Consider the following 25,585-nt stretch of genomic DNA (forward strand, 5'->3'; position numbering starts at 1 on the left):
GGACATGGAACTTCGCGATCACGTGGCGCTGGTGACGGCAGCAGGGTCGGGCATCGGGCGGGCGGGGGCGCTTGCCCTGGCGCGCGAGGGGGCGCATGTGATCGTGACCGACCTTGCCGGCACGCGCGCCGAGGCGGTGGCGGCCGAGATCGCCCATGCCGGCGGCAGCGCCGAGGCGCAGGCGCTGGACGTGCTGGACGATGCGGCGCTGGCGGGCGCGATTGCGCAGGCGGCCGGGCGCCACGCAAGGCTCGACATCCTGCATTCCCATGCCGGCGTGCAGGTGCCTGGACGGCTGGACCAGATCGGAGCCGAGCAGATGGACCTGTCCTGGCGCCTGAACGTGCGGGCGCATTTCGTCGCCGCCAAGGCGGCCATGGCGGTGATGGCGCCGCAAGGGCGCGGCTCGATCATCGTCACCTCGTCGAACTCGGGCGTGCAATACGACCGCGAGATGATCGCCTATTGCACCACCAAACACGCGGTGATCGCCATGGTGCGCCAGATCGCCGCCGATTTCGCCGCCACCGGCGTGCGTTGCAACGCGCTGTGCCCGGGCTTTGTCGATACCGTGTTCAACGCCGGGTTCGAGCGCCAGATGGGCGGCCGCGAAGCGCTGGAGAAATACGTCCGCGACACCATCCCCATGGGCCGTTTCGGCACGCCCGAGGAGATCGGCGAGGCCATTCTCTATCTGGCCTCGCCGCGTTCGGCATTCATGACCGGGCATGCGCTGGTCATCGACGGCGCAGAAAGCCTGTGACCGGAATGCCTGTGACGGCGACCCGGCCTAGCCCAGCTGCACCATGCGGTGCTTCTTCTTGCCGACCGAGACCTTCAACCCCGCGCCGATCAGCGCCGCGTCCACCGCCAGCTGCGGGTCGCTGACCGCGGCATTGTTCAGCCGCAGCCCCCCCTCGGCGATCAGGCGCTTGGCCTCCTTGCCCGAGGCGGCGATGCCGGTCTGCGCCAGGAGCTGCACCACCGAGACGGGCAGCGCCTCCGGGCCGATGGTCACGATCTCCAGATCGCCCCCGGCGCCGCCCTGTTCAAAGACCTCGCGTGCCGTGGCCTCGGCGCGGGCGGCGGCATCGGCACCGTGCAGCAACCCGGTCACCTCATTGGCAAGGATGATCTTGGCGGCATTGATCTCAGAGCCGGAAAGTGCGCCCAGCCGTTCGCATTCAGCAACCGGCAGGTCGGTGTAGAGTTTCAGGAACCGGCCCACGTCGGCATCGGTGGTGTTGCGCCAGAACTGCCAGAATTCGTAAGGCGACAGCATCTCGCCGCGCAGCCAGACCGCGCCGCCCGCCGACTTGCCCATCTTGCGCCCGTCCGAGGTGGTCAGCAGGGGCGAGGTCAGGCCCCAGATCTCGCCGTCGAGCACCCGCCGCGTCAGGTCGATGCCGTTGACGATATTGCCCCACTGGTCCGAGCCGCCCATCTGCAGCCGGCAATCGTAGCGGCGATACAGTTCCAGAAAGTCATAGGCCTGCAGGATCATGTAGTTGAATTCAAGAAACGACAGCGACTGCTCGCGGTCCAGCCGCGACTTGACCGATTCAAAGGACAGCATGCGGTTGACGGAAAAATGCCGGCCGATGTCGCGCAGGAAATCCAGATAGTTCAGCCCGTCCAGCCATTCGGCGTTGTTGAGCATCGTGGCCTTGCCCGCGCCGTAATCGAGGTAGCGGGCAAAGACCTGCTGCATGCCGGCGATATTGTCACCGATCTGCGCAGGCGTCAGCAGCGGGCGTTCCTCGCTGCGAAAGCTCGGGTCGCCCACCTTGGTGGTGCCGCCGCCCATCAGGGTGATCGGGCGGTTGCCGGTCTTCTGGAACCAGCGCAGCATCATGATATTCAGCAGATGCCCGACATGCAGGCTGGCGGCGGTCGCGTCATAACCGATATATGCCGTCACCGGCCCCTGGGTCAGGGCTTCGTCCAGGGCCTGCAGGTCGGTGCAGTCCGCCAGATAGCCGCGTTCCACCATCACGGTCAGGAAGTCGGATTTGGCACGGTAGGTCATGGGCTGTTCCTTTCGAATGGCGCGGATATACCGGGGTGCGGGCAAAAGGGGAACAGGCGAATGATCCGGGCGCTGGGGATGATGTCGGGAACCTCGCTGGACGGGGTGGACGCGGCGCTGATCGAGACCGACGGGCGGCGCATCGCAGGCTTTGGCCGCAGCGCCTATCGCGCCTATGGCGACAACGAGGCCGGAGTTTTCCATGCGGCGCTGGGGCAGTGGCCGGGCGGGCCGGATGTGGCGGCGGCCGCCGCGCTGTCGGTCGCCGCCCATGCGGCCCTGGCCGAAGGTTTCCCCGAGGCCGAACTGATCGGCTATCACGGCCAGACGCTGGCGCATGATCCCCAGGGGCGCGGCACGCATCAGGCCGGAGACGGGGCGGCGCTGGCACAAAGGCTGGGCCGGCCGGTGGTCTGGGATTTCCGCAGCGAGGATGTGCGGCAGGGCGGCGAGGGCGCGCCGCTGGCGCCGTTCTTTCACTGGGCCTGCGCCGAATGGGCGGCGGGGCAGGGGCTTTTGCCAGGGGCGCCGCTGGCCTTTCTCAATCTTGGCGGCGTCGGCAACCTGACCTTCGTCGATCTTGCCGCGCCGTCCCCCGAGGCGCCCGGCGCCTGCATCGCCTTCGATACCGGCCCGGCCAATGCGCCGCTGAACGACCTGATGCGCCGGCGCCGCGACACACTCCGGGACGAGGGCGGGCGGCTGGCCGCGGCGGGCCGGCCCGATGGTGCGGTGATCGCGCGCTTTCTGGCGCATCCCCATTTTGCCCGGCCGCTGCCGAAATCGCTGGACCGCGACGCCTTTCCCGACCTGCTGGCGGATGTGGCGGCGCTGCCTGATGCGGATGCCGCCGCAACGCTGACCCATGCGGCGGCGGCGGCGGTGGCCGCGGGCGTCGCGGCCCTGCCGCGGTCGCCGGAACTGCTGCTGGTTTGCGGCGGCGGGCGCCACAACCAGGCGATGATGGCAGCACTGGCGCAGCGCCTGCCCGCCCGCGTCGCCCCGGTCGAGGCGGCGGGGCTGGATGGCGACATGCTTGAGGCGCAGGCCTTCGGCTGGCTGGCGGTGCGGGTGCTGCGCGGGCTGCCGACCTCGGGGCCGGGCACCACCGCCGCGCCCGGCCCGGTCTGCGGCGGCCGCATCAGTGCGCCGGCAGGCGGCGGCGCGTCGCTGCGGCGGATTCTTGCATCCTGAGTGCGATGTTGCGTTCCGGCGGGAACGATGGCGCCGGCGCCGACGTTGGGCGGAGATCTGGCGGCGCATGGTCGCCAGCAACAAGAAAACCGGAAAGGACCCGAGTCCATGAAGCCCCTTGCCCTCGCCGCCGCGACGCTGGCGCTTGCCGGCGCTGCCCTTGCACAAGGCGCGACGACACCGCCGCCTGCACCTCCCGCCGCACAGGTCCAGGATGCCGCAGGTGCGGCCGAAAACGCCGCCAGCCGGGTAATCGAGGCGGCAGAGCAGGCCGCGGGCGAGGCCGGGCAGGCCACGACCACCGCGGTGACCGAAGCTGTGACCGAAGCTGCAACCGAGGCAGAGGGCGAAGCCGAGGCCGGGGCCGCCGCCCCCGATGCCGCGAAGGCCGCCGCCGATGCCGCGCCCTCCGCCGCCCCGGCGGCGCCGGTCGTGGCCCCCGACGTGAAGGCGCCGGCGATCTCCGAGGCGGCGCCGGGCGTCACCAGCTCCTGGGTGACCAGCCGGCGGATCTGGACCACCAACCAGCCCTCGAGCACCGAATGGGTGGCGCCAAGCGTGACCGAGCGTCCGGCGGAATGGCGCGACATCGCCAAGGTCAATGACATCGTTCTGGACGATGCCGGCATGGTGGTCGGCTATGTCGCCGACATCGGCGGCTTTCTGGGCATCGGCGCCAAGAAGGTGCTGCTGGGCAAGGACGCGATTCACCTGGTGACGCTGGGCGAGCACACCTTCTTCCTGACCAACTATACCAAGGCCGAGCTTGAGGCCCTGCCGGATTTCGACGAGAAAACCGTGCGCAAATAGGCGCCTGCGCCATGAGGCCCGTGCCGGGCCGCCCCCGCGCGGGCCCCGGCACGGAATTTGCGCAAGTTCGGGCTTGACGCCACCCGCCGGCCTGCGTAAACCCCCTCGCACCCCGGACGGCGATCCGGGGATATGGTCTGCGCGGTTGTAGCTCAGTTGGTTAGAGTACCGGCCTGTCACGCCGGGGGTCGCGGGTTCGAGCCCCGTCAACCGCGCCACCACCATGACGAACGCTCGGGCAATGCGCGGTTGTAGCTCAGTTGGTTAGAGTACCGGCCTGTCACGCCGGGGGTCGCGGGTTCGAGCCCCGTCAACCGCGCCATTTTCCCCAGATCCCGAAGCACCCCTCTGATACGGGAAAACCGTGCCTCTGACCGGGGTTTTGCGTCTTGGCATGCTGCCGCCGGGCCGGGGTCGTGGCAGGCGCCAGGGGGCTTTTCAACCCGTGCCAATTCCCTATGCTGACCGCCTAGGCAGGACGGAGATCCCCATGGCACGCGGAATCGATTACGGCGGAATGATGCACCGGGCCATGCAGCGGCTGATCGCCGAGGTGTTGCAGGCGGTGGCACAGGAAGGCCTGCCGGGCGATCACCACTTCTTCATCACCTTCGACACCCGCGATCCCGGCGTCGAGATGGCCGACTGGCTGCGCGACCGCTATCCCGAGGAAATGACCATCGTCATCCAGCACTGGTTCGACGATCTGAAGGTCACGCCCGAAGGGTTCCGCATCACGCTGAACTTCGGCGACTCGCCCGAGCCGCTTTATATCCCCTTCGACGCCTTGCGCACCTTCGTCGATCCCTCGGTCGAGTTCGGCCTGCGCTTTGAAAACCACGAAGAGGACGAGGAGGACGGGGAAGAAGAGGACGACGACGAGGGCGGCCCCGGGGACGACACGCCGGGCGATGACACGCCCAGGGGCGGCGGCGAGGTTGTCAGCCTCGACAAATGGCGCAAATAGGCGCGGCGCGTGGCATACCATCGCATACCGATTGCGAATCCCGCGCATCCGGCCTAGAACCCCCACGACACCGTGAGGGAGCATGCCATGACCAAGACCACCCGCACCGAAACCGACAGCTTCGGCCCGCTGGAAGTCCCCGGCGACAAGTATTGGGGCGCGCAGACGCAACGCTCGATCCAGAACTTTCCCATCGGCTGGGAAAGACAGCCGGTCGCCATCGTGCGTGCGCTGGGCGTGATCAAGCAGGCCGCGGCCGAGGTGAACATGGCCTCGGGCAAGCTGGACCCCGCCATCGGCAAGGCGATGGTGCAGGCGGCCTCCGAGGTCGTGGCCGGCAGGTTCGACGACAACTTCCCGCTGGTGGTCTGGCAGACCGGCTCGGGCACGCAGTCGAACATGAACGCGAACGAGGTGATCTCGAACCGCGCCATCGAGATTCTGGGCGGCGAGCTGGGCTCCAAGAAACCCGTGCATCCGAACGACCATGTGAACATGGGTCAGTCCTCGAACGACACCTTCCCGACCGCGATGCATGTGGCGATTGCCATGCAGGCGCGCGACGTGCTGCTGCCGGGGTTGGAAAAGCTGCACAAGGCGCTGGCCGCGAAAGCGGATGAATTCAAGGACATCATCAAGATCGGCCGCACCCATACGCAGGACGCGACGCCCCTGACCCTGGGTCAGGAATTCGGCGGTTACGCGCATCAGGTCGCCAAGGGCATCGAGCGGGTGAAGCTGGCGCTGGGTGACATCTATGAGCTGGCGCAGGGCGGCACCGCCGTCGGTACCGGCCTGAACACGAAAAAGGGCTGGGACAAGGCCATCGCCGCCGAGATCGCGAAAATCACCAGCCTGCCCTTCGTCACCGCGCCCAACAAGTTCGAGGCACTGGCCGCGCATGACGCGATGGTGTTCTTTTCCGGCGCGCTCAAGACGGTCGCGGCCTCGCTCTACAAGATCGCCAACGACATACGTTTCCTGGGCTCGGGTCCGCGCTCCGGTCTGGGCGAACTGATCCTGCCGGAGAACGAGCCGGGCTCCTCGATCATGCCGGGCAAAGTGAACCCGACCCAGGCCGAGGCGCTGACCATGGTTTGCGCCCATGTCATGGGCAATGACGCGGCGATCGGTTTTGCCGGTTCGCAGGGCCATTTCGAGCTGAACGTCTATAACCCGATGATGTCCTATAACGTGCTGCAATCCATGCAGTTGCTGGGGGACGCGGCGGGGTCCTTCACCGACAATATGGTCGTCGGCACCGAGGCCAATATCGCCCGTATCGACAGGCTGATGAAGGAATCGCTGATGCTGGTGACGGCGCTGGCCCCGACCATCGGCTATGACAATGCGACCAAGGTGGCCAAGACCGCGCACAAGAACGGCACGACGCTGCGCGAAGAGGCGATTGCCCTGGGCTTTGTCGATGGCGAGACCTTCGACCGCGTGGTGCGGCCGGAGCTGATGGTCGGTCCCGAGGACTGATCCTTGGCCGATAGCGGCAAGATCATCAACCTGCGGGCGGCGCGCAAAAGCGCCGCCCGTGACAGCGCCCGCAAACAGGGCGACCAGAACGCCGCGAAATTCGGCCGAAGCAAGGCCGAGAAATTGGCCGAAACGGATGCGGCCGCCCGTGCCGCCCGCCATCTGGACCAGCACAGGCGCGAGACCGGCGATGATTGACCTGCCCGCGATGTCGCCACCGGTGAAACGATCCGTCACCATCGGTGGGCATCGCACCTCTGTCAGCCTTGAGGATGCCTTCTGGTCCGGGCTGCGCGGCATTGCCCGCGCGCAAGGCGTGACCGCGACGGCGCTGATTGCCGCAATCGACGCCGCCCGCCCCCCCGAAGTGGGGCTGGCCACCGCCTTGCGCCTGTATGTGCTGGCGGAAATCGCCGGGGGACGGGGGTAAAGCTTGCGGTGCCGGCCCCGGCTGACTAAAAGCCGCCTCACATATCCAAATTCCGGGACATACCATGGCAGGCCATAGCAAATGGGCCAATATCCAGCATCGCAAGGGCAAGCAGGACAAGCTGCGCTCGAAGCTGTTTTCGAAACTGGCCAAAGAGATCACCGTCGCCGCGAAGATGGGCGACCCTGATCCCGAAAAGAACCCGCGTCTGCGTCTGGCGGTGAAGGAAGCCAAGTCGAACTCGGTCCCCAAGGACGTGATCGACCGGGCGATCAAGAAATCGCAGGGCGGCGACGCCGAGAACTATGACGAGATCCGTTATGAGGGCTACGGCCCGAACGGCATCGCCATCATTGTCGAGGCGATGACCGACAACCGCAATCGCACCGCCTCGAACGTGCGCAGCTATTTCACCAAGCATGGCGGCGATCTGGGGCAGACCGGCTCGGTCAGCTTCATGTTCGACCGCAAGGGCGAGATCATGTATCCGGCCGGCGCCGGCGACGCTGACACGGTGATGATGGCCGCGCTTGAGGCGGGCGCCGAGGATGTGGAAAGCGACGAGGACGGGCACTGGATCTATACTTCGGACAGCGATCTGGCCGAGGTCTCGACCGCGCTGGAGGCGAGCCTTGGCGAATCCGAACATGCCAAGCTGATCTGGAAGCCGCAGGCTCCGACCGAGATCGACCTCGAGACCGCCCAGAAGCTGATGAAGCTGATCGACGCGCTGGAGGAGGATGACGACGTGCAGAACGTCACCGGCAATTTCGACATTCCCGAGGATGTCGCGGCGCAGCTGTAAGTTCCGCCTCCGGCGGGAGTATTTGAAGAACAGAGAAATCAGGGTCGCAGTTCCGCTGCGGCCCTTTCGCGTATTGCGCAGGTCAGCGGCGCGAGCGCCGGGGCCAGCGCGCGCTGCACAAGCCAGTAGAGCGCGATGTCGAGCGGCAGGTCCGGGGCCAGGGGGATCAGCCGGCCCTGCGCCTGCGCGTCGCAGCCCGGCACCGGGTCCGGGTCGGAGCTGATCGCCGCCGCGACCTCGCCCTTTCTGAGCCAGTCGCGGGCGAAGTCCTGGTCGTCCACCACCAGATCATAAGTCACATCGAGCGCGGCCATCACCGGCGGGAACCAGGTCGCGAGGCTGTCGGCATTCACCGCAAGGCGCAGATGCGCCGGATCGCTGTCGCCCTGCAGCGCCTGTTCCAGCAGCCGCACCTGGTCCAGGTGCTGCATCAGCCGCAGCCCGCGCGCGGTGCCGCGCGCCGGCGGGCCGCGGTGGATCAGCGCCTCGCCCAGCCGTTCCTCGAGTCCCTTGATGCGCTGCGACACCGCCGAGGGGGTGACGCCGAGCGCCGAGGCCGCCGCCTCGAAGGAGCCGCGGCGAGTGATCTCGCTGAGGGCCAGGAGCGCGGGATAGTCGAGCATTCAGTCTGGCTTAACAAACATGATGAATTTTAATTTGCCTGAAGGCGCGACCGCCGGCAAGAGGGCGGAAAGGAGACTGCCATGAGTGCCTACCTTGCCGGTCTGGGCAGCAGCCTGTCGCTGATTGTCGCCATCGGGGCGCAGAATGCTTTCGTGCTGAAGCAGGGGCTGATGCGTCATCACGTGCTGGCCACCTGCCTGTTCTGCGCCATTTCGGATGCGCTGCTGATCAGCGCCGGTGTGCTGGGGGCGGGGGCGATCGCGGGCCGGGCGCCGTGGTTCTTGCAGGCGATGCGCTGGGGCGGCGTGGTCTTTCTGCTCGCCTATGGCGGGCGGGCCTTTCTTGCCGCCTGGCGGGGCGGCGCCGTGCTGGCGCTGGGCGAGGGGGCCGGCAGCCTGGCCGCGACGCTGGGGGTGCTGGCGGCGCTGACCTGGCTCAATCCGCATGTCTGGCTGGATACGGTGGTGCTGCTGGGTGCGATCTCGGCCGGATGGGAGGACAAGCCGGGCTTTGTCCTGGGGGCGGTCTCGGGTTCGGTGCTGTTCTTTTTCGCGCTGGGCTACGGGGCGCGGGTGCTGACGCCGCTGTTCGCGCGGCCGCTGGCCTGGCGGGTGCTGGACCTGCTGGTGGGGCTGGTGATGTGGGCGATCGCGCTGGGGCTGGCGCTGGGCGGCTGAGGCTTGCGCCCGCCGCGGCCCTCGGGCAAGTCTCGGGCCATGGAGCAGGATCCTTCCGGCACGCGCGGCGATCTGGCCGGCATCCTGTGGATGCTGACCGCGGGGCTGTGCTTTGTCGCGGTGAACGGCACGGTGCGCTGGCTGGGTCTGGCGCTGCCCGCGGCCGAGGGCGCCTTCATCCGCTTTGCCTTTGGCCTTGTACTGCTGCTGCCGGCGCTGCTGCCGGCGTTGCGCCAGGGGTTCGCGCCGCCGATCTGGCGGCTGTTCGTGCTGCGCGGGGCGCTGCATACGCTGGCAGTGATCCTGTGGTTCTTTGCCATGGCGCGCATCACCGTGGCCGAGGTGACCGCGATCGGTTTCCTGAACCCGATCGTGGTGGCGCTGGGCGCGGTGCTGTTTCTGGGCGAGCGGCTGTCCTGGCGGCGCGGCCTGGCCATTGCGGTGGTGCTGGCGGGCGCCATGGTGGTGCTGCGTCCCGGCCTGCGGCCGCTCGAGCCCGGGCACATGGCACAGCTGGGCGCCTCGGTGATGTTCGGCTCGTCCTATCTGGTGGCCAAGCGGCTGGCGGGGCTGGTGCCGGCGGCGGTGGTGGTGGCGATGATGTCGCTGACCGTCTGCCTTGGTCTGGCGCCGGTGGCGGTGGCGGTCTGGGTGCCGCCCACATTGGGGCAATGCGCGGTGCTGGCGGGCACCGCCGCCTCGGCCACGGCGGGACATTACGCGATGACGCGCGCCTTTGCCGCGGCGCCGCTGACGGTGACGCAGCCGGTGATCTTTCTGCAGCTGATCTGGGCCAGCCTGCTGGGCGCGCTGGTCTTTGCCGAGCCGGTGGATATCTGGGTGCTGGTGGGCGGGGCGATGATGGTCGCCGCGATCAGCTACATGGCCTGGCGCGAGGCGCGGCTGCGGCGGGCGCCGCTGACCCCCTCGCCCGCCGCCACGCGCGAGAATTGAGGGCCGCTCAGCCCGCCCGCGCGGCCTCGTCGCTGGCGGCGGGGCGGGTGGCGAGCCGCGACATGACGCCCTGGCGCGTCACCTGCCGGCCGGCGGGCAACGGCAGCGCCTCGCTTTGGCGCTCGGCCATCAGGCGGATGACCTCGCGCAGCGGCGTGTCAAGGCCGATGGGCGCACCCGGCGCCATGCCGGCCTCGGCCACGTCCTCGGCGGTCAGCACCGCCAGCGGGTTCATGTGGGCGACGAAATCCGCCACATAGCCATTCGCCGGATTGGCGATGATCTGGCGGGCGGTGCCGACCTGGACGATGCGCCCGCCCTCCATCAGCGCGATGCGGTTGCCGACGCGGAAGGCCTCGTCGAGGTCGTGGCTGACGAAGATCATCGTGCGGCGCAATTGCGCCTGCAGCGCCAGCAATTCGTCCTGCAGCCGGGTGCGGATCAGCGGATCCAGCGCCGAGAAGGGCTCGTCCAGCAGCAGGATCGGCGCCTCGGTGGCGAAGGCGCGGGCAAGGCCGACGCGCTGCTGCATGCCGCCCGAGAGCTCGCCCACCTTGCGCTCGGCCCAGTCGGCAAGGCCCACGGTCGCCAGCTGCGCATCGACCCGCTTGCGGCGCTGGTCGGCCGGCACGCCGGCCAGTTCCAGCCCGAGGCCGGCGTTTTCACGCACCGAGCGCCAGGGCAGCAGGCCGAACTGCTGAAACACCATGGCGACGCGTTCGCGGCGTAGCCGCCGCAGCTCGGTGACGCGCGCCTGGCTGACCGGGGTCATGCGACTGCCGTCCCAGACCCTGACCTCGCCGCGGCAGACCGGGTTGAGCCCGTTCACTGCCCGCAACAGCGTCGACTTGCCCGAGCCCGAGAGCCCCATCAGCACCAGGATCTCGCCCTCGCGCACGCAAAGCGAGCAGTCGTGCACGCCCAGGACCTGGCCGGTCTCGGCCTTGATCGGGCCGCGATCCAGGCCCTGGTCCATCAAGGGCAGTGCCGTCTGCGGCCGGTTGCCGAAGACGATGCTGACATTGTCGAATTCCACGGCATTGTGTTCAGTCATCCCCGTGTCCTTTCACCCGCATCATCCGGTCGAGCATGATCGCGACCACGACGATGATGAAACCGCTTTCGAAACCCAGCGCGGTGTTGACGCTGTTCAGCGCCCTGACCACCGGCACCCCCAGGCCCGAGGCCCCAACCAGCGCCGCGATCACCACCATCGACAGCGACAGCATGATCGTCTGGTTCAGCCCGGCCATGATCTGGGGCATGGCGCTGGGCAATTCGACCTTCCACAAAAGCTGGCGCGGCGTGGCGCCGAAGGCGGTCGCGGCCTCGGCCAGCGCCGGCGGGGTCGAGACGATGCCCAGATAGGTCAGCCGGATCGGCGCCGGCAGCACGAAGATCACCGTGGCGATCAGCCCCGGCACCATGCCGATGCCGAAGAACACGATGGCCGGGATCAGATAGACGAAGGTCGGCAGCGTCTGCATCAGATCAAGGACCGGCCGCAGCCAGGCGTAAAGCCGCGGCCGGTGCGCGGCGGCGATGCCGATCGGCACGCCCAGGGTCATGCAGACCACGCAGGCCGACAGCACCAGGGTCAGCGATTGCATGGTCTCCAGCCAGTAGCCCTGGTTGAGGATGAACAGCAGGCTGAGCGCCACCAGCAGGCAGGTCTGCCAGCGCCGCTGCAGCGCCCAGGTCAGCGCCACCGCCAGCAGGGTGAAGATCAGCGGGTCGGGCAGTTCCAGCAAGGTCAGGATGGCGTTGATCAACCCGTCGAGCATGCGCGAGATGAAATCGAAGACGAACGCGGCATGGGCGTTCAGCCAGTCGAAGATCGCCTTGGCCGTGCGGCCGACGGGGATCTTGGTATCGGTCAGGAATGCGGTGAGCTGGTCCATGCGTCCTTGGCTGCCGTTCTGGGTCGGGATGGCCGGGCCCCGGCGGGCGGGAAACCGGCTCCTTGCCGTTTCGGTGATCGCCCGGACCCGGGATGGGTCCGGGCGGCTGCGCGGGCAGGGGGCAGCCCCTGCCGCCGCCCTGTCAGCCCAGGAACTTGGCCAGCGCCGCGGCCGCGTCGCCGCCGTCCACGGTGGTCACGCCGGCGATCCAGGGCGTGGCCGCCTCGGGATTGGCCTTCAGCCAGGTCAGGGCCGCATCCGCCGGCTGCTTGCCGTCGTTCAGGATCAGGCCCATGACCTCGTTCTCCATCGGCAGGGTGAACTCGAGGTTCTGCAGGAACTTGCCGACATTGGGGCATTTTTCGACGTAATCTGCGCGCACGTTGGTATCGACGCGGGCGCCGCCGAAATCGGGGCCGAAGATCTCGTCGCCGCCGGCCAGGTAGGTCATCTTGAACTGGCTGTTCATCGGATGCGGTTCCCAGCCGAGAAAGACCACCGGCTTGCCGGCGCCGTCGGCGCGCGCGACCTGCGCCAGCATGCCCTGTTCGCTGCTTTCCACGATCTCGAACGTGCCGAGGTCGAACTTGTTCTCGGCCACCATTTCCAGCAGCAGGCGGTTGCCGTCATTGCCCGGCTCGATGCCATAGATCTTGCCGCCCAGTTCCTTCTTGTGCGCGGCGATCTTGGAATAGTCGTCGATGCCCAGATCGGCGCCGGCCTGGTTGGTGGCCAGGGTGTATTTCGCCCCGGTCAGGTTGGTGCGCAGCACATCGACCGTGCCGGCGTCGCGATAGGGTTTGATGTCGTTTTCCTGGCTGGGCATCCAGTTGCCCAGGAACACATCGACATCGTCCTTGGCCATGGCGGTATAGGTCACGGGCAGCGACAGGATCTTGGTCTCGGTCTGATAGCCAAGGGCCTGCAGCACGGTCGAGGCAAGCGCCGTGGTCGCGCTGATGTCGGTCCAGCCGACATCCGAGAAGATGACCTTGCGGCAGGTCGCGTCCTCGGCGGCCCAGGCGCTGCCGGTCAGGGCCAGCGTCGCGGCCAGCGCGGTCGCAATTCCTGTGCAGGTGCGGCGAAATTCCATCTTTTTCCCCTTGTGCTTTTGGCCGATGACCAAGTAAAGGTTTCGTCGATTGACGAGTCAATCAAAGATCTGCAGATTCGGATCGTCCGCGCCCGGCGGGGACGAAACGGTGAAGCGGGGGCCATTCCATGCCCAGACTCGGTGCAGAACCTATCCGAAAAGCGGCGTTAATCAACGCCACTATCGCCGTGGTCGGGCAAAAAGGCTCGCTCGACGTGACGGTGGCGCAGATCGCGCGCCAGGCCGGCATGTCCACGGCGCTGGCGCATCACTATTTCGGCGCAAAGGAACGCATCTTTCTTGCTGCGATGCGGCACATCCTGGGCCAGTATGGGCTGGCGGCGCGGGCGGCGCTGGCGGGCGTCGCTGACCCTGACCCGCGCGCGCGGCTTTTCGCCATCGTCCGCGCCAGTTTCGCCGGCGCGAATTTCGAACATGCCACCATCGCCGCCTGGCTGAACTTCTATGCGCTGGCGCTGGTCGATGCCGAGGCGGCGCGGCTGTTGCGTGTCTATCACCGCAGGCTGCGCTCGAATCTGCTGGTGGCGCTGCGGCCGCTGGTCGGGGCGCGGGCCGAGGCTACCGCCAGCACCCTGGGGGCGCTGATCGACGGGCTTTACCTGCGCGCGGCGCTTTCGCCCGAACTCGACGCCGCCACCGCCGAACGCATGACCCTGGATTATCTGGAAAAGGCCCTGACATGAGCATCCTTCCCCGTCCCGATGCGCAACCCGTCGCCAGCCTTCACATCGGCGGCGCCCCGGTCGAGGGCGAGGGCGCGGATCTGCCGGTGCACTACCCCCATAGCGGCGAGGTGATCGCGCGGCTGCGCGAGGCCAGCCCGGCGCAGGTGGCCGCTGCCTGCGCCGCCGCCGCCGCCGCCCAGCCCGCCTGGGCCGCGCTGCGCCCGGTCGAGCGCGGCCGCGTGCTGATGCGCGCCGCCCGGATCATCCGCGAGCGGGGCGAGGAACTGGCGCGGCTCGAGACGCTGGACACCGGCAAGCCGATCCAGGAGACGCGAGTGGCGGACTGGCCCTCGGGCGCGGATGCGCTGGAATATTTCGCCGGGCTGGCGCCCACGGTGACCGGGCAGACCATCCCGCTGGGCGGCGATTTCGTCTATACCATCCGCGAGCCCCTGGGCGTCTGCGCCGGCATCGGCGCCTGGAACTATCCCAGCCAGATCGCCTGCTGGAAGGCGGCGCCGGCGCTGGCCATGGGCAATGCCATGGTCTTCAAGCCCAGCGAGGAAACGCCGCTGGGCGCGCTGCAACTGGCGGCGATCCTGACCGAGGCCGGGCTGCCCGCCGGCATCTTCAACGTCGTGCAGGGGCGCGGCGCGGTCGGCGCGGCGCTGGTAGCCGATTCGCGCGTGGCCAAGGTGTCGCTGACCGGCTCGGTCGCCACCGGGCAGCGGGTCTATGCCGCGGCGGCGCAGGGCATGCGCCATGTCACCATGGAACTGGGCGGCAAGTCGCCGCTGATCGTCTTTGACGACGCCAGCCTCGAGGATGCGGTGGGCGCGGCGATCCTGGCGAATTTCTATTCCTCGGGGCAGATCTGCTCGAACGGCACGCGGGTCTTTGTTCAGGACGGCATCCGCCCGGCGTTCCTGGCGCGGTTGGCCGAGCGGCTGGCCGCGGTCAGGATTGGCGATCCCCTGGACGAGGCGACCCAGCACGGCCCGATCGTCAGCCCGGCGCAGGCGGGCCGCATCCGCGACGCCATCGCGAAGGGCCTGGCCGAGGGCGCGCAGCTCTTGTGCGGCGGCGCGGGCGAGGGGGCGTTCATCCCGCCGACGGTGTTTTCCGCGGCGCACGACGACATGTGGATCGTGCGCGAGGAGATCTTTGGCCCGGTGATGTCGGTGCTGGGTTTTGCCAGCGAGGCCGAGGTCCTGGCGCGGGCCAATGCCAGCCCCTATGGCCTGGCGGCGGGGGTCTTTACCCGCGACCTGGCGCGCGGGCACCGGGTCGCCGCGGCGCTGCAGGCCGGCACCACCTGGATCAACGCCTATAACCTGACGCCGGTCGAGGCGCCCTTTGGCGGCGTCAAGCTGTCGGGTCTGGGGCGCGAGAATTCGGCCGCGGCGATCGAGCATTATACGCAGCTGAAATCGGTCTATGTCGGCATGGGGGGCGTCGATGCACCCTATTGAGCGGCGCCGCGCCGGTGCCAGCGCCGGCATGAGTATTTGGAGAACGAAGAAGTCGCCAGCGCAGGAGGAGGTGGCATGACGCCCGATTACGTGATCGTCGGCGCGGGCTCCGCCGGTTGTGCGCTGGCCTATCGGCTGGTGATGGCCGGCAGGCGCGTCGATCTGATCGAATATGGCGGCAGCGATGTCGGCCCCTTCATCCAGATGCCGGCGGCGCTGAGCTATCCGATGAACATGCGCCGCTATGACTGGGGGTTTTCCTCGGAGCCCGAGCCGCATCTGGGCGGGCGCCGGCTGGTCACGCCGCGCGGCAAGGTGCTGGGCGGGTCGAGTTCGATCAACGGCATGGTCTTCGTGCGCGGCCATGCGCGCGATTTCGACCATTGGGCCGAGGCCGGCGCGGCGGGCTGGGCCTATGCCGATGTGCTGCCCTATTTCATGCGCATGGAGACCTCGCATGGCGCGGTCAGCGAATATCGCGGCACCGAGGGGCCGCTGCATGTGACGCGCGGCTCGCGCAAGAATCCGCTGTTCAATGCCTTCATCCGTGCCGGGCGCGAGGCCGGCTATCCCACCACCGAGGATTACAACGGCGCCCGCCAGGAAGGGTTCGGCGCCATGGAGGCCACGATCTGGGAGGGGCGGCGCTGGTCGGCGGCCAATGCCTATCTGCGCCCGGCGCAACAGACCGGCCTGTTGCGGCTGCGTCGCGGCCTGGCGCAGCGCGTGGTGTTCGAGGATGGGCGCGCCGCCGGGGTCGAGGTAAAAAACACCCGCGGCATCAATGTGTTTCGCGCCGAACGTGAGGTAATACTTTCGGCCGGGCCGATTGGGACGCCAAAGATCCTGATGCTGTCGGGCATCGGACCTGCGGCGCATCTGCGCGCGCAGGGCATCGAGGTCAGGGCGGACCGGCCGGGGGTCGGCGGCAATCTGCAGGACCATCTCGAGGTCTACATGCAGTTCACCGCCACGCAGCCGGTCACGCTTTACAAGCACTGGAACCTTTGGGGCAAGGGCTCGATCGGGGCGCAGTGGATGGCGACCGGGGCCGGGCTCGGGGCCTCGAACCAGTTCGAGAGTTGCGGCTTCATCCGCTCGGCCGCCGGGGTGGAATACCCCGACATCCAGTATCATTTCCTGCCGCTTGCGGTGCGCTATGACGGCAAGGCCGCCGCCGAGGGGCACGGCTTCCAGGTCCATGTCGGGCCGATGCGATCCAAGTCACGCGGCACGGTGCGGCTGAAATCCGCCGATCCGAAGGCGGCACCCGAGATCCGCTTCAACTATATGTCCCATGCCGAGGACTGGGCCGAGTTCCGCGCCTGCGTGCGCCTGACGCGCGAGATCTTTGCCCAGCCCGCCTTTGCCCCCTACAAGGGCCGCGAGATCCAGCCCGGCGAGGCGGTGGAGAGCGATGCCCAGATCGACGCCTTCATCCGCGACCATGCCGAATCGGCCTTTCACCCCTGTGGCACGGCGCGCATCGGCCGCGCCGAGGATCCGCTGGCGGTGGTCGATCCGGAACTGCGGGTGATCGGCGCCGAGGCGCTGCGCGTCGCCGACAGTTCGGTGTTTCCGCGGGTGACCAACGGCAATCTGAACGCGCCGGCGATCATGACCGGCGAGAAAGCCGCCGATCACGTCCTGGGCCGGGGCATGCTGGCGCCGCTGAACCTTGCACCGCAGCTTGAGAAGGATTGGCAGGAAAGGCAGCGTCCCTAGGTGGTTACGGCTTTTTTCCCGAATCCTTCAAGAGGTCGGCCAACCCCGAGAAGGGCTTGCGGGTCTCTTGCTCGGCCGGGGGGGGCGCCAGCGATGCGCCATCCGCACGGGGATAGAGCGGCAGCGCCAGGATCAGTTCCTCGGCCATAATCTCGGCGAGGTCGATGAACTGGCCCAGGGGCTCATGCTCGTCATCGGGCATCTCGGCCTCGTCGCCTTCGGGGATGGTGACATGGGGCGAGAAAGTCCGGTGGATCTTTTCGTGCAGATCGGTGCTGACCGGGGCCAGCGTCACCACGCAGGGCTGCACGACGCGCGCCTCAAGCTGGCCCGCGACCTGCCAGGCGTCGCCCTCGACGGCGCGGATCTGGCCGGCAAAGCTGAGCCGGGGCAGGGCTTTGATGCCCAGGCGGGCGGCCAGGGCGGCGCGCGCGGCGCCGTCGGGGGCCAGAGAGAATTCCGTCGCCTGGCGCGGGTTCAGATGCGCCACGCGAAACCGGGCCGGATGCGGGGTCTTGTCGGTCATGGGGGCCTTTCGCGGGCGGCTCCGCCCTTGGTCTGGATATTCTTGAGCGCGGTGCATGAGTTTGCTAAGCCGGTTGCGCGGCGTCAACAGGCGCGTATGAGGGCAGAGTTCAGATGAAGATTTCCCGGCGCCAGCTCATGGGTTTCGCATTGGTCGCGCCATTTGGGCTTGCCGCCTGCCAGGCCACCTATCGCAACCACGGCTATGTCCCGCCAGACGAGCAGATGGCGCAGGTGGTGGTCGGCAGGACCACGCAGGCCGAGCTTGAGGGGCTGATCGGCAAGCCCTCGGCGCAGGGGCTGCTGACCGGCTCGGCCTGGTATTTCGTCGGCTCGCGCTGGCAGTTCTACGGCGCGCGCGAGCCGCGCGAGATCGACCGCCAGGTGGTCGCGATCAGCTTTGACCCGGCCGGCACGGTCAGCAATGTCGAGCGCTTTGGCCTTGAGCGCGGCCGTGTCGTCGTGCTGTCGCGGCGCGTGACCGAGACCGGCGTGACCAGCCTTGGCCTGATCCGGCAACTGCTGGGCAATGTCGGACGTGTCTCGGCGGGCGAGTTGCTGGCGGACTAGGCGCCTAGCCCTCGGGGACAAAGCGCAGCGCCACGCCGTTGATGCAGTAGCGCAGCCCCGTGGGCGGCGGGCCGTCGGGAAAGACATGGCCAAGATGCGCGTCGCAATGCTGGCAGCGGACCTCGGTGCGGATCATGCCGTGGCTGGCGTCGCGGCGCTCGTCCATGGCGCCGCCCGGGCGCGAGAAGCTGGGCCAGCCGCAGTGGCTTTCGAATTTCGCCTCGCCGTCGAACAGCCGCGCACCGCAGCAGGCGCAGACGAAATGCCCCGGCCCCTGCGGAAAGCCGGGGTGCGAGAAGGGCCGCTCGGTCCCGGCCTGTCGGGTCACGCGATAGGTCTCGGGGTCCAGAAGTTCACGCCATTCGGCATCGGTTCGGTTCATGTTGCCTGACATCTTCGCGCTTCTCTCTGCCATGCTGTTGTTTCAAGATAGGGGCGACACGCGCGGTCGCAAGGCCAGGCCGGCCGCTGCGGCGCGGGCTGGCGGGTGATGATGACCTATCGCAAGGGACGCTACGAGATCAGCCTGCGGGCGGGCAGCGACGACATCGCCGAGGCGCAGCGCCTGCGCGGGCTGTGCTTTCTGGGCCGGCGCCGCTGCGCCATGCCGGGCGATCGGCGCGATGCCGACGAGCATGACGCCGCCTGCACGCATGTGCTGATCCGCGACAGTGCCAGCGGCGGCCTGGTCGCCTGTTTCCGCATGCTGACGCTGCCCGGCGGCACGGCCATCGAGGAAAGCTATTCCGCCCGCCATTACGACCTGGCCGGACTGCGCGCCTACCCGGGCCGCATGGCCGAGATCGGGCGTTTCTGCATCCATCCAGAATGGTCCGATCCCGACATCCTGCGCCTGGCCTGGGGGGCGCTGGCGCGTCAGGTGGACGCGCAGGGCATCGCCATGCTGTTTGGCTGCACCAGCTTTGCCGGCACGGATGCGCGGGGCTATGAGGATGCCTTTGCCATGCTGGGCGAACGCCATCTGGCGCCGCGCTGCTGGCTGCCGCGAGTGAAGGCGCCGCAGGTCTTTCCCTTTGCGCGCATCCTGCGCCGGCGCCGGCCCGACCCGCGCCGGGCGCTGGCCGCCATGCCGCCGCTGCTGCGCAGCTATCTGGCCATGGGCGGCTGGGTCAGCGACCATGCGGTGGTGGACCGGCAGCTTGAGACGCTGCATGTCTTTACCGGGCTCGAGATCGCGGCGATCCCGCCGCAGCGCGCCCGGCTGTTGCGCGCCGCCGGGGCGTAGGGCGGCTTTGCATTGGCCGCGCAAAGCGCCTATGTGCCGGGGATGAGCGACAGATTCCAGTTTACCGTCTCGGCCACCGACGGGCGCGCCCGCGCCGGGGTGATCGACACGCCGCGCGGCCATGTCCGCACCCCGGCCTTCATGCCCGTGGGCACCGCCGCCACCGTCAAGGCCATGCTGCCCGAATCGGTGCGCGCCACCGGCGCCGACATCCTCTTGGGCAATACCTATCACCTGATGCTGCGCCCCGGCGCCGAACGCATCGCGCGGCTTGGGGGTCTGCACCAGTTCATGAACTGGGACCGGCCGATCCTGACCGATTCGGGCGGATTTCAGGTGATGTCGCTGTCATCCTTGCGCAAGCTGAGCGAAGAGGGCGTGACGTTTTCCAGCCATGTCGACGGCTCGAAACATTTCCTGTCGCCCGAGACCAGCATGCAGATCCAGCGCCTGCTGGGTTCGGACATCGTCATGGCCTTTGACGAATGCCCGGCGCTGCCGGCGACCGAGGCGGAGGTGGCGGCATCCATGCGCATGTCGATGCGCTGGGCCGGGCGAAGCCGCGACGCCTTTGGCGACCGGCCGGGGCATGCGCTGTTTGGCATCATGCAGGGCGGCGTCACCCGCGAATTGCGCGAGGAATCCGCCGCGGCGCTGAAATCCATCGGCTTTGAGGGCTATGCCATCGGCGGCCTGGCCGTGGGCGAGGGGCAGGAGGCGATGTTCGGCGTCCTCGATTATGCCCCCGGCTTTCTTCCCGAGGACAAGCCGCGCTATCTGATGGGCGTGGGCAAGCCCGACGACATCGTGGGCGCGGTGCTGCGCGGCGTCGACATGATGGATTGCGTGCTGCCCTCGCGCTCGGGGCGGACGGGGCAGGCCTGGACCCGGCGCGGCCAGGTCAACATCAAGAACGCCCGCCATGCCGAGGACCCGCGGCCGCTGGACGCGGACTGCAGCTGCCCGGCCTGCACCGGCTATTCCCGCGCCTATCTGCACCATGTCTTTCGTGCCGGCGAGATGATCTCGGGGATGCTGCTGACCTGGCACAACCTGCATTATTTCCAGGAACTGATGGCGGGGCTGCGCGAGGCGATCTCGGCCGGGGACCTGGCCGGTTTCGTCGCCCGGTTCGCGGCAATGCGGGCACAGGGCGACATCGAACCGTGCTAGGATCGCCTGCAAGGCCTTGCGCTTGGCCGCGGCTTCGATAATCCCGCAAGGGAATCGCCCGGCGGAGGACCCGCCACCCAGCCCGGCGGAGGACCCGCCACCCAGAAGGAACACGATGCCAGCCGACGCCCTGCCGAACCGCGCCCCCGAGATCCGCACCATCGCCACCACGGCCGAACTGGCCGCATTCTGCGAACTGGCCAAGGCCGAGGCCTATGTCACGCTCGATACGGAATTCCTGCGCGAGCGCACCTATTATTCCAAACTGTGCCTGATCCAGGCGGCGCTGCCCTCGGCCGCCACCGGCAAGGCCGCGGGCGGGCCGGCGGTGCTGATCGATCCGCTGGTCGAGGGCCTGTCGCTTGAGCCGCTTTACGAGCTGTTTCGCCACAAGGCGACGGTCAAGGTGTTCCATGCCGCGCGCCAGGACCTCGAGATCTTTTTTCACGATGCCGGGGTGTTTCCCGACCCGCTGTTCGACACCCAGATCGCCGCCATGGTCTGCGGCTTTGGCGAGCAGGTCGGCTATGAGACCCTGGTCAAGAAGATCGCCCGCCAGCCGCTGGACAAGTCCTCGCGCTTTACCGACTGGTCGCTGCGGCCGTTGTCGGATGCACAGGCGCAATATGCCCTGGCCGATGTGACGCATCTGCGCGCCATCTACGAATTCCTCGCGGCGCAGCTGGAAAAGACCGGGCGCGCGCCCTGGCTGGCCGAGGAGGTCGCGGTGCTGCTTTCACCCGAGACCTATGTCACCCGCCCGGATGACGCCTGGGAACGGGTGCGCACCCGCTCGGGCTCACCGCGCTTTCTGGCGGTGGTGCGCGAACTGGCGCGCTTTCGCGAGACCTTCGCGCAGGAACGCGACATTCCCCGCGCCCGGGTGTTCAAGGATGACGCGCTGATCGAACTGGCCTCGACCAGGCCGCTCAGCGAAGCGGATCTGGGCAAGTCGCGGCTTTTGCTGCGCGATGCGCGGCGCGGCGAGATCGCGAATGGCATCCTGGCCGCGGTCAAGGCCGGGATCGAATGCCAGGACCCGCCGAAGGCCGCCCCCGACGAGCCGGGCCGCCCCGGCAATGGCGCGCTGGCGGAATTGCTGCGCGTGCTGCTGAAGGCCAAGTCCGACGAGGCCGGCGTGGCGCCGCGGCTGATCGCCTCGGCGTCGGAGCTGGACGCCATCGCCTCGGGGCTGCGCGACCTGCCGGCGCTCAGCGGCTGGCGGGGCGAGGTCTTTGGCCGCGACGCGCTGCGCCTGGCCGGGGGCGAGATCGCGCTCTCGGCCCAGGGCGGCGCGATCCGCGTGGTGCAGGTCGCGCCCTGAGCCGCGGGCTCAGCCCGGGCGCGAGGCCTTTTCCGCGATGCCCGAGCGGCCCTCGCGGCGGTCCAGTTCCGCCTCGACATCGGCCAGGGTGATGTCGCGCGCCGCCAGCATCACCAGCAGGTGGTAAAGCGCATCCGCGGCCTCGCCGATCAGCCGCTCGCGGTCGCCCCTGACCGCCTCGATGATCGCCTCGACGGCCTCCTCGCCGAATTTCTCGGCGCATTTTTCCGGCCCCCTGGCCAGCAGCTTTGCGGTCCAGCTGCTGTCGGGGTCGGCGTCCTTCCGTGCCGCGATGGTCGCGGCCAGACTGGCCAGCCCGCTCATGTCAGGCGCACCGGGATGCCGGCGGCGGCCATGTATTCCTTGGCCTCGCGGATGGAATGGGTGCCGAAGTGAAAGATCGAGGCCGCCAGCACGGCGCTGGCATGGCCCTCCAGCACGCCCTCGGCCAGATGTTCCAGCGTGCCGACCCCGCCCGAGGCGATGACCGGGACGGAGACCGCATCGGCCACCGCGCGCGTCAGCGGAATGTTGAAACCGGCCCTGGTGCCGTCGCGGTCCATGCTGGTCAGCAGGATCTCGCCCGCGCCTTTCCGGGCGACGGTGCGGGCAAACTCCACCGCGTCGATGCCGGTGGGCTTGCGGCCGCCATGGGTGAAGATTTCCCATCTGCCCGGCGCCACGGTCTTGGCGTCGATGGCGCAGACGATGCACTGGCTGCCGAACCGGTCGGCGGCATCGGAGATCACGTCGGGGTTCGCCACCGCGGCCGAATTGAAGCTGACCTTGTCGGCCCCGGCCAGCAAGAGCGCGCGCACGTCCTGATGGCTGCGCACGCCGCCGCCCACGGTCAGCGGCACGAAACAGGCTTCGGCGGTGCGGGTAACCAGATCGAACATGGTGCCGCGGTTTTCATGTGTGGCGTGGATGTCGAGAAAGCAGATCTCGTCGGCGCCGGCGGCGTCATAGGCGCGCGCGGCCTCGACCGGATCGCCCGCGTCGATCAGATCGACGAAATTCACCCCCTTGACCACCCGGCCCTCGGCCACGTCCAGGCAGGGGATCACCCTTGTCTTCAGCATCTCGCCCCCCCCTCAGGCCAGCGCGCGCAGCGCCGCGGCCAGATCGATCGCCCCGTCATAAAGCGCCCGGCCGGAAATCGCACCGGCAATCGCGCCGCTGTCGCGCAGCGCCACGAGATCGGCCAGCGAGCTGACCCCGCCCGAGGCGATGACCGGGATGTTCACCGCCCGCGCCAGCGCCGCGGTCGCGGCGATATTGGGCCCCTGCATGGCGCCGTCGCGGTCGATGTCGGTATAGATGATTGCCGCCACGCCCGCGTCCTGAAAGCGCCGCGCGAGGTCGGTGGCCATCACGTCGGTTTCCTCGGCCCAGCCGCGGGTGGCGACGCGGCCCTGGCGCGCGTCGATGCCGACCGCGATCTGTTCCGGAAAGGCCGCGGCGGCGGCCCTGACCAGCGCCGGGTCCTCGACCGCGACGGTGCCAAGGATCACCCGCGAGATGCCGCGCGCGATCCAGCCCTCGATGGTGGCCATGTCGCGGATGCCGCCTCCCAGCTGCGCCGGGATCGAGGTGGCGGCAAGGATCGCCTCGACCGCGGCGCCGTTCACCGGCTGGCCGGCAAAGGCGCCGTTCAGGTCCACCAGATGCAGCCATTCAGCCCCCGCGTCCTGGAAGGCGCGCGCCTGCGCGGCGGGATCGCTGCCAAAGACCGTCGCCGCCTGCATGTCGCCGCGCAGCAGCCGCACGCAATTGCCGTCCTTGAGGTCGATCGCGGGGTAAAGGATCATCGCATCACTCCTGAAAGCGTGGGGTGTCTTTGCCATAGCGGGCCGCGATCGGAAAGGCCCGGACCCCACGTCAGGCTTGATCGGCCGCGAGGCTGTTTCAATCTGGCGCCAAGGCAACAATCCCCGGGGGAGGGGGAATCACCATGAGGACACTGGCACTGGCCGCGGCGCTGTCGCTGACCGCCACCGCCCTGCAGGCGCAAGGCATCGAGGGCATCTTCCAGACCGAGGCCAATGACGACGGCAATGTGGGCATGGTGCAGTTCCATGACTGCGGCGGCAAGTATTGCGGCAAGCTGGTGCGGTCCTTCGACAAGGCCGGCAAGGAAATCGACTCGCCCAATACCGGCAAGAACATCGTTGCCGGCATGACGGATGACGGCGGCGGCAGGTTCTCGGGCGGGACGATCTGGGATCCGGGTTCGGACAAGACCTATCGCTCGAAGATGGTGCTCGAGGGCAAGGTGCTGAAGGTCTCGGGTTGCGTCGCGGTATTTTGCAAGACCCAGCGCTGGACGCGCGTCAAGTAACGGCCTCGTGGCGGGCCTGGTTTTTGGCCTGGATTATGGCGGCGCGGCGCGGTCAATCCTGTTGACTTTGCGTCGCGAATCCATGATACAGCCGCGACCGGCCGGGCAGCAGCCCGTTGCCGGCATGTCATTTTGAACCACACCCGATCCGAAGGGTGCGCAGTCCGAAGGCGGGGCAGACCCGCAAACACCCGCGGGCGCGGGGGCCGAAGGACGCGGCAGAACAAGGAAGAAGCGAATGTTCGCAGTTCTCAAGACGGGCGGCAAGCAGTACCGGGTCCAGGCCGGTGACGTGCTGCGCGTCGAAAAGCTGAACGCCGAGGCCGGCGACAAGGTGCAGTTCAACGAAGTGCTGATGATCGGCTCGACCGTCGGCGCGCCGCTGGTTGCCGGCGCCGCCGTGCAGGCGGAAGTGATCGACGTGATCAAGGCCGACAAGGTCATCACCTTCGTCAAGCGCCGCCGCAAGCATTCGTCGCAGCGCACCCGCGGCCACCGCCAGCAGCTGACGCTGATCCGCGTCACCGACCTGCTGGAGAGCGGCGCCGAGAAAAGCGACGTGAAACCCGCCGTCGGTGCACGCACCAAAGTCGAAGCCGCCAACTGAGGAGACTGACCCATGGCACATAAGAAAGCAGGCGGTTCGTCCCGCAACGGTCGCGATTCGGCCGGTCGCCGTCTTGGCGTGAAACTGTTCGGCGGCCAGTCGGCCGTGGCCGGCAACATCATCGTGCGCCAGCGCGGCACCACCTGGTGGCCGGGCCAGAACGTCGGCATGGGCCGCGACCACACGCTGTTCGCGCTCAGCGACGGCCATGTGACCTTCCGCAAGGGCCTCAAGGGACGCACCTATATTTCCGTGCTGCCCGCCCAGATTGAGGCTGCCGAGTAAGCCGATATTCATACTCGGATGCAAGACTGGGGATCGGCGAAGGCCGGTCCCCTTCGTATTTCAGTTTGTTGCACCCATATATTTCCGCACAATAGGGGGAGATGAGTGACATGATCGACGTGATTGCCGCAGAAGAACGGCAGATCGAGATCGCGACAGAGCGTTTCGTGCTGCGGCCGCTGCGCCTGTCCGACGCCGGGCTGATCGCGCATTACACCGCCGACCGCCGCGTGGCCGAGGGCACCCGCTCGATCCCGCATCCCTTGCCGCCGGGCGCGGCCGAGGCCTATGTGCGCCGCGCTCTGGCCGCCTCGCGCCAGGAAGATGTCTGGGCCATCGACGGCTCGGCCAACAGGCTGGCCGAGGTGCTGGGCGTGGTCTCGCTGACCCGGGTCGAGCGCGAGCAGTCCGAGCTTGGCTTCTGGATCGGCGCCGGGTTCTGGAACACCGGATTCGCCACCGAGGCGGTGGCGGCGCTGGTCGCGGCCAATCCGCACGGCTCGCGCACGCTGTTTGCCGAGGCGTTCCAGGACAACCCCGGCTCGGCCCGGGTGCTGACGAATTGCGGCTTCGAATATCTGGGCGATGCCGAAAGCTGGTCGGTGGCGCGCGATGCGCGCGTCGCGACCTGGACCTATCTGCGCAAGATGGGCTGAGTCCGG

At 68.2% G+C, this 25,585-nt stretch carries 31 protein-coding genes and 2 tRNA genes; 23 read left to right on the forward strand and 10 right to left on the reverse strand.

Annotated elements, in window-relative coordinates:
- Positions 1 to 4 precede the first annotated feature (4 nt).
- Positions 5 to 763, forward strand: coding sequence for an SDR family oxidoreductase (locus tag WMK75_RS03195; RefSeq protein WP_347266210.1), 759 nt, complete (start codon positions 5 to 7; stop codon positions 761 to 763).
- A gap of 27 nt (positions 764 to 790) precedes the next feature.
- Here WMK75_RS03195 and tyrS read toward each other — a convergent pair whose 3' ends face one another.
- Positions 791 to 2,029, reverse strand: coding sequence for a tyrosine--tRNA ligase (gene tyrS, locus WMK75_RS03200; RefSeq protein WP_347266211.1), 1,239 nt, complete (start codon positions 2,027 to 2,029; stop codon positions 791 to 793).
- Positions 2,030 to 2,089: 60 nt separating this feature from the next.
- On the opposite strand from tyrS, the gene WMK75_RS03205 reads away from it, so the two are divergent.
- The 9 genes from WMK75_RS03205 (at position 2,090) to WMK75_RS03245 (ending at position 7,720) form a co-directional block, all read left to right on the forward strand.
- Entirely contained in the window at positions 2,090 to 3,223 is a 1,134-nt protein-coding gene (locus tag WMK75_RS03205) for an anhydro-N-acetylmuramic acid kinase (RefSeq protein ID WP_347266212.1), read from the forward strand.
- Positions 3,224 to 3,331: 108 nt separating this feature from the next.
- Positions 3,332 to 4,033, forward strand: coding sequence for a PRC-barrel domain-containing protein (locus WMK75_RS03210; protein WP_347266213.1), 702 nt, complete (start codon positions 3,332 to 3,334; stop codon positions 4,031 to 4,033).
- Between the two features lie 141 nt (positions 4,034 to 4,174).
- Positions 4,175 to 4,251: transfer RNA gene (locus WMK75_RS03215), tRNA-Asp, on the forward strand.
- A 27-nt stretch (positions 4,252 to 4,278) separates the two neighbouring features.
- A tRNA-Asp gene (locus WMK75_RS03220) sits at positions 4,279 to 4,355 on the forward strand.
- Between the two features lie 168 nt (positions 4,356 to 4,523).
- The gene (locus tag WMK75_RS03225) at positions 4,524 to 5,000 is read left to right on the forward strand and encodes a ClpXP protease specificity-enhancing factor SspB (RefSeq protein ID WP_347266214.1); all 477 of its coding nucleotides are present in this window, start codon (positions 4,524 to 4,526) and stop codon (positions 4,998 to 5,000) included.
- Between the two features lie 87 nt (positions 5,001 to 5,087).
- Positions 5,088 to 6,485 (forward strand): class II fumarate hydratase, encoded by a 1,398-nt coding sequence (gene fumC, locus WMK75_RS03230; RefSeq protein ID WP_347266215.1) that lies wholly within the window; start codon positions 5,088 to 5,090, stop codon positions 6,483 to 6,485.
- Between the two features lie 3 nt (positions 6,486 to 6,488).
- Positions 6,489 to 6,683, forward strand: a complete 195-nt coding sequence (locus tag WMK75_RS03235) for a DUF4169 family protein (RefSeq protein WP_347266216.1) — start codon at positions 6,489 to 6,491, stop codon at positions 6,681 to 6,683.
- Entirely contained in the window at positions 6,676 to 6,915 is a 240-nt protein-coding gene (locus WMK75_RS03240; RefSeq protein ID WP_347266217.1) for a ribbon-helix-helix domain-containing protein, read from the forward strand. Before WMK75_RS03235 ends, WMK75_RS03240 begins: the two co-directional genes overlap by 8 nt.
- 64 nt (positions 6,916 to 6,979) lie before the next feature.
- Positions 6,980 to 7,720: a YebC/PmpR family DNA-binding transcriptional regulator gene (locus WMK75_RS03245; protein WP_347266218.1), complete on the forward strand. Its 741-nt coding sequence runs from the start codon at positions 6,980 to 6,982 to the stop codon at positions 7,718 to 7,720.
- A gap of 38 nt (positions 7,721 to 7,758) precedes the next feature.
- Here the strand turns inward: WMK75_RS03245 and WMK75_RS03250 are convergent, their stop codons facing one another.
- Positions 7,759 to 8,343: a LysR family transcriptional regulator gene (locus tag WMK75_RS03250; RefSeq protein WP_347266219.1), complete on the reverse strand. Its 585-nt coding sequence runs from the start codon at positions 8,341 to 8,343 to the stop codon at positions 7,759 to 7,761.
- Positions 8,344 to 8,424: 81 nt separating this feature from the next.
- On the opposite strand from WMK75_RS03250, the gene WMK75_RS03255 reads away from it, so the two are divergent.
- Together WMK75_RS03255 and WMK75_RS03260 are read left to right on the forward strand one after the other, a co-directional pair.
- Positions 8,425 to 9,021: a LysE/ArgO family amino acid transporter gene (locus WMK75_RS03255; protein ID WP_347266220.1), complete on the forward strand. Its 597-nt coding sequence runs from the start codon at positions 8,425 to 8,427 to the stop codon at positions 9,019 to 9,021.
- A gap of 39 nt (positions 9,022 to 9,060) precedes the next feature.
- Positions 9,061 to 9,975 carry a DMT family transporter gene (locus WMK75_RS03260; protein ID WP_347266221.1) on the forward strand — a complete coding sequence of 305 codons (915 nt, stop codon included), beginning with the start codon at positions 9,061 to 9,063 and terminating at the stop codon, positions 9,973 to 9,975.
- Between the two features lie 7 nt (positions 9,976 to 9,982).
- Here the strand turns inward: WMK75_RS03260 and choV are convergent, their stop codons facing one another.
- From choV to choX, 3 genes are all read right to left on the reverse strand, one after another.
- Entirely contained in the window at positions 9,983 to 11,029 is a 1,047-nt protein-coding gene (choV, locus tag WMK75_RS03265) for a choline ABC transporter ATP-binding protein (RefSeq protein ID WP_347266222.1), read from the reverse strand.
- Positions 11,022 to 11,876: a choline ABC transporter permease subunit gene (choW, locus tag WMK75_RS03270; RefSeq protein WP_347266223.1), complete on the reverse strand. Its 855-nt coding sequence runs from the start codon at positions 11,874 to 11,876 to the stop codon at positions 11,022 to 11,024. Before choW ends, choV begins: the two co-directional genes overlap by 8 nt.
- Positions 11,877 to 12,018: 142 nt before the next feature.
- Complete coding sequence (gene choX, locus WMK75_RS03275; RefSeq protein WP_347266224.1) at positions 12,019 to 12,969, reverse strand: choline ABC transporter substrate-binding protein; 951 nt, start codon at positions 12,967 to 12,969, stop codon at positions 12,019 to 12,021.
- A gap of 128 nt (positions 12,970 to 13,097) precedes the next feature.
- Here choX and betI point away from each other — a divergent pair, with 128 nt between their 5' ends.
- The 3 genes from betI (at position 13,098) to betA (ending at position 16,852) form a co-directional block, all read left to right on the forward strand.
- The gene (gene betI, locus WMK75_RS03280; RefSeq protein ID WP_347266225.1) at positions 13,098 to 13,673 is read left to right on the forward strand and encodes a transcriptional regulator BetI; all 576 of its coding nucleotides are present in this window, start codon (positions 13,098 to 13,100) and stop codon (positions 13,671 to 13,673) included.
- Positions 13,670 to 15,127 (forward strand): betaine-aldehyde dehydrogenase, encoded by a 1,458-nt coding sequence (betB, locus tag WMK75_RS03285; RefSeq protein WP_347266226.1) that lies wholly within the window; start codon positions 13,670 to 13,672, stop codon positions 15,125 to 15,127. The genes betI and betB overlap by 4 nt, the downstream gene beginning before the upstream one ends.
- A gap of 75 nt (positions 15,128 to 15,202) precedes the next feature.
- On the forward strand, positions 15,203 to 16,852 hold the full coding sequence (gene betA / locus WMK75_RS03290; RefSeq protein WP_347266227.1) for a choline dehydrogenase: 1,650 nt from the start codon (positions 15,203 to 15,205) through the stop codon (positions 16,850 to 16,852).
- A 4-nt stretch (positions 16,853 to 16,856) separates the two neighbouring features.
- Here betA and WMK75_RS03295 read toward each other — a convergent pair whose 3' ends face one another.
- On the reverse strand, positions 16,857 to 17,378 hold the full coding sequence (locus tag WMK75_RS03295) for a DUF177 domain-containing protein (RefSeq protein WP_347266228.1): 522 nt from the start codon (positions 17,376 to 17,378) through the stop codon (positions 16,857 to 16,859).
- Between the two features lie 113 nt (positions 17,379 to 17,491).
- Here WMK75_RS03295 and bamE point away from each other — a divergent pair, with 113 nt between their 5' ends.
- Complete coding sequence (bamE, locus tag WMK75_RS03300) at positions 17,492 to 17,947, forward strand: outer membrane protein assembly factor BamE (RefSeq protein ID WP_347266229.1); 456 nt, start codon at positions 17,492 to 17,494, stop codon at positions 17,945 to 17,947.
- A gap of 4 nt (positions 17,948 to 17,951) precedes the next feature.
- On the opposite strand, the gene msrB is transcribed toward bamE, so the two are convergent.
- Positions 17,952 to 18,329 carry a peptide-methionine (R)-S-oxide reductase MsrB gene (gene msrB, locus WMK75_RS03305; RefSeq protein ID WP_347266230.1) on the reverse strand — a complete coding sequence of 126 codons (378 nt, stop codon included), beginning with the start codon at positions 18,327 to 18,329 and terminating at the stop codon, positions 17,952 to 17,954.
- Positions 18,330 to 18,437: 108 nt separating this feature from the next.
- Here msrB and WMK75_RS03310 point away from each other — a divergent pair, with 108 nt between their 5' ends.
- The 3 genes from WMK75_RS03310 to rnd all read left to right on the forward strand — a co-directional run bounded on the left by WMK75_RS03310 (position 18,438) and on the right by rnd (position 21,690).
- Positions 18,438 to 19,193 (forward strand): GNAT family N-acyltransferase, encoded by a 756-nt coding sequence (locus WMK75_RS03310; RefSeq protein WP_347266231.1) that lies wholly within the window; start codon positions 18,438 to 18,440, stop codon positions 19,191 to 19,193.
- A gap of 42 nt (positions 19,194 to 19,235) precedes the next feature.
- Positions 19,236 to 20,366: a tRNA guanosine(34) transglycosylase Tgt gene (gene tgt, locus WMK75_RS03315; RefSeq protein ID WP_347266232.1), complete on the forward strand. Its 1,131-nt coding sequence runs from the start codon at positions 19,236 to 19,238 to the stop codon at positions 20,364 to 20,366.
- Positions 20,367 to 20,517: 151 nt separating this feature from the next.
- Positions 20,518 to 21,690, forward strand: coding sequence for a ribonuclease D (gene rnd, locus WMK75_RS03320; RefSeq protein ID WP_347266303.1), 1,173 nt, complete (start codon positions 20,518 to 20,520; stop codon positions 21,688 to 21,690).
- A 9-nt stretch (positions 21,691 to 21,699) separates the two neighbouring features.
- Here the strand turns inward: rnd and WMK75_RS03325 are convergent, their stop codons facing one another.
- From WMK75_RS03325 to hisA, 3 genes are read right to left on the reverse strand one after another with little or no spacing between them, the layout of a single operon-like run.
- Complete coding sequence (locus WMK75_RS03325) at positions 21,700 to 22,014, reverse strand: phosphoribosyl-ATP diphosphatase (RefSeq protein ID WP_347266233.1); 315 nt, start codon at positions 22,012 to 22,014, stop codon at positions 21,700 to 21,702.
- Entirely contained in the window at positions 22,011 to 22,772 is a 762-nt protein-coding gene (gene hisF / locus WMK75_RS03330) for an imidazole glycerol phosphate synthase subunit HisF (protein WP_347266234.1), read from the reverse strand. Before hisF ends, WMK75_RS03325 begins: the two co-directional genes overlap by 4 nt.
- 12 nt (positions 22,773 to 22,784) lie before the next feature.
- Entirely contained in the window at positions 22,785 to 23,501 is a 717-nt protein-coding gene (gene hisA, locus WMK75_RS03335) for a 1-(5-phosphoribosyl)-5-[(5-phosphoribosylamino)methylideneamino]imidazole-4-carboxamide isomerase (protein ID WP_347266235.1), read from the reverse strand.
- Positions 23,502 to 23,644: 143 nt separating this feature from the next.
- Between hisA and WMK75_RS03340 the strand changes: the two genes are divergently transcribed.
- From WMK75_RS03340 to WMK75_RS03355, 4 genes are all read left to right on the forward strand, one after another.
- Positions 23,645 to 24,031 carry a DUF2147 domain-containing protein gene (locus WMK75_RS03340; protein ID WP_347266236.1) on the forward strand — a complete coding sequence of 129 codons (387 nt, stop codon included), beginning with the start codon at positions 23,645 to 23,647 and terminating at the stop codon, positions 24,029 to 24,031.
- Positions 24,032 to 24,269: 238 nt separating this feature from the next.
- Positions 24,270 to 24,638, forward strand: coding sequence for a 50S ribosomal protein L21 (gene rplU, locus WMK75_RS03345; protein ID WP_347266237.1), 369 nt, complete (start codon positions 24,270 to 24,272; stop codon positions 24,636 to 24,638).
- Positions 24,639 to 24,650: 12 nt separating this feature from the next.
- A complete protein-coding gene (gene rpmA / locus WMK75_RS03350; RefSeq protein ID WP_347266238.1) occupies positions 24,651 to 24,923 on the forward strand; it encodes a 50S ribosomal protein L27 in 273 nt (90 codons plus the stop codon).
- A gap of 110 nt (positions 24,924 to 25,033) precedes the next feature.
- Positions 25,034 to 25,579, forward strand: coding sequence for a GNAT family N-acetyltransferase (locus WMK75_RS03355; RefSeq protein ID WP_347266239.1), 546 nt, complete (start codon positions 25,034 to 25,036; stop codon positions 25,577 to 25,579).
- Positions 25,580 to 25,585 lie beyond the last annotated feature (6 nt).

This window comes from Paracoccus sp. (in: a-proteobacteria) (assembly GCF_039808215.1).
GTDB lineage: Bacteria > Pseudomonadota > Alphaproteobacteria > Rhodobacterales > Rhodobacteraceae > Paracoccus.

Excerpts from the sequence above, each read along its gene's own strand:
- WMK75_RS03195 (WP_347266210.1), top strand. The coding sequence starts at position 5 with ATGGAACTTCGCGATCACGTGGCGCTGGTGACGGCAGCAGGGTCGGGC.
- tyrS (WP_347266211.1), bottom strand. The coding sequence starts at position 2,029 with ATGACCTACCGTGCCAAATCCGACTTCCTGACCGTGATGGTGGAACGC.
- WMK75_RS03205 (WP_347266212.1), top strand. The coding sequence starts at position 2,090 with ATGATCCGGGCGCTGGGGATGATGTCGGGAACCTCGCTGGACGGGGTG.
- WMK75_RS03210 (WP_347266213.1), top strand. The coding sequence starts at position 3,332 with ATGAAGCCCCTTGCCCTCGCCGCCGCGACGCTGGCGCTTGCCGGCGCT.
- WMK75_RS03225 (WP_347266214.1), top strand. The coding sequence starts at position 4,524 with ATGGCACGCGGAATCGATTACGGCGGAATGATGCACCGGGCCATGCAG.
- fumC (WP_347266215.1), top strand. The coding sequence starts at position 5,088 with ATGACCAAGACCACCCGCACCGAAACCGACAGCTTCGGCCCGCTGGAA.
- WMK75_RS03240 (WP_347266217.1), top strand. The coding sequence starts at position 6,676 with ATGATTGACCTGCCCGCGATGTCGCCACCGGTGAAACGATCCGTCACC.
- WMK75_RS03245 (WP_347266218.1), top strand. The coding sequence starts at position 6,980 with ATGGCAGGCCATAGCAAATGGGCCAATATCCAGCATCGCAAGGGCAAG.
- WMK75_RS03250 (WP_347266219.1), bottom strand. The coding sequence starts at position 8,343 with ATGCTCGACTATCCCGCGCTCCTGGCCCTCAGCGAGATCACTCGCCGC.
- WMK75_RS03255 (WP_347266220.1), top strand. The coding sequence starts at position 8,425 with ATGAGTGCCTACCTTGCCGGTCTGGGCAGCAGCCTGTCGCTGATTGTC.
- WMK75_RS03260 (WP_347266221.1), top strand. The coding sequence starts at position 9,061 with ATGGAGCAGGATCCTTCCGGCACGCGCGGCGATCTGGCCGGCATCCTG.
- choV (WP_347266222.1), bottom strand. The coding sequence starts at position 11,029 with ATGACTGAACACAATGCCGTGGAATTCGACAATGTCAGCATCGTCTTC.
- choW (WP_347266223.1), bottom strand. The coding sequence starts at position 11,876 with ATGGACCAGCTCACCGCATTCCTGACCGATACCAAGATCCCCGTCGGC.
- choX (WP_347266224.1), bottom strand. The coding sequence starts at position 12,969 with ATGGAATTTCGCCGCACCTGCACAGGAATTGCGACCGCGCTGGCCGCG.
- betI (WP_347266225.1), top strand. The coding sequence starts at position 13,098 with ATGCCCAGACTCGGTGCAGAACCTATCCGAAAAGCGGCGTTAATCAAC.
- betB (WP_347266226.1), top strand. The coding sequence starts at position 13,670 with ATGAGCATCCTTCCCCGTCCCGATGCGCAACCCGTCGCCAGCCTTCAC.
- betA (WP_347266227.1), top strand. The coding sequence starts at position 15,203 with ATGACGCCCGATTACGTGATCGTCGGCGCGGGCTCCGCCGGTTGTGCG.
- WMK75_RS03295 (WP_347266228.1), bottom strand. The coding sequence starts at position 17,378 with ATGACCGACAAGACCCCGCATCCGGCCCGGTTTCGCGTGGCGCATCTG.
- bamE (WP_347266229.1), top strand. The coding sequence starts at position 17,492 with ATGAAGATTTCCCGGCGCCAGCTCATGGGTTTCGCATTGGTCGCGCCA.
- msrB (WP_347266230.1), bottom strand. The coding sequence starts at position 18,329 with ATGAACCGAACCGATGCCGAATGGCGTGAACTTCTGGACCCCGAGACC.
- WMK75_RS03310 (WP_347266231.1), top strand. The coding sequence starts at position 18,438 with ATGATGACCTATCGCAAGGGACGCTACGAGATCAGCCTGCGGGCGGGC.
- tgt (WP_347266232.1), top strand. The coding sequence starts at position 19,236 with ATGAGCGACAGATTCCAGTTTACCGTCTCGGCCACCGACGGGCGCGCC.
- WMK75_RS03325 (WP_347266233.1), bottom strand. The coding sequence starts at position 22,014 with ATGAGCGGGCTGGCCAGTCTGGCCGCGACCATCGCGGCACGGAAGGAC.
- hisF (WP_347266234.1), bottom strand. The coding sequence starts at position 22,772 with ATGCTGAAGACAAGGGTGATCCCCTGCCTGGACGTGGCCGAGGGCCGG.
- hisA (WP_347266235.1), bottom strand. The coding sequence starts at position 23,501 with ATGATCCTTTACCCCGCGATCGACCTCAAGGACGGCAATTGCGTGCGG.
- WMK75_RS03340 (WP_347266236.1), top strand. The coding sequence starts at position 23,645 with ATGAGGACACTGGCACTGGCCGCGGCGCTGTCGCTGACCGCCACCGCC.
- rplU (WP_347266237.1), top strand. The coding sequence starts at position 24,270 with ATGTTCGCAGTTCTCAAGACGGGCGGCAAGCAGTACCGGGTCCAGGCC.
- rpmA (WP_347266238.1), top strand. The coding sequence starts at position 24,651 with ATGGCACATAAGAAAGCAGGCGGTTCGTCCCGCAACGGTCGCGATTCG.
- WMK75_RS03355 (WP_347266239.1), top strand. The coding sequence starts at position 25,034 with ATGATCGACGTGATTGCCGCAGAAGAACGGCAGATCGAGATCGCGACA.